Origin of the sequence: uncultured Mycobacterium sp. (genome assembly GCF_964249325.1) — a bacterium.
Taxonomy (GTDB): domain Bacteria; phylum Actinomycetota; class Actinomycetes; order Mycobacteriales; family Mycobacteriaceae; genus Mycobacterium.
Map to the genome: position 1 here is coordinate 4,066 of NZ_CAXUCH010000231.1, position 407 is coordinate 4,472.

Genomic DNA, 407 nt, shown 5'->3' on the forward strand with positions numbered 1-407 from the left:
GGGTGGCGTGCGTGGCGCGGGCGATGGCCGCGTGCGCAGCCTTGACCAGCTCCGCCGGAGGCTGAGTGCGATCCAGCGTGTCCAGCTCGCCCGCGGCGCGAGACCGGACGGTCTCGGGCAGCTCGGGGTCGTCAGCGAGGCGGGCCAGCGCGTCGGTGCTGGCGGCGGCCTGCACACTCAGGTAATGGCCGTAGACCTTCCCATCGGTGTCCATCTGCGCCAGCTCCCTGCGAGCGACCTCGCGCACCGGATCGGGGGTGTCCGGGTCGTCGGCGAGATGTTGGACCGCGATCACCCGGTCCAGCGACCTTGAGGAGTCCTGGCCGGTGATCGCCCGTGCTGCCTGCTCGCGCGCCTTCCCCGCCGAGGTCGGGGCCTGCGGTGGTGGAAAGTTTCCACCACCGTCA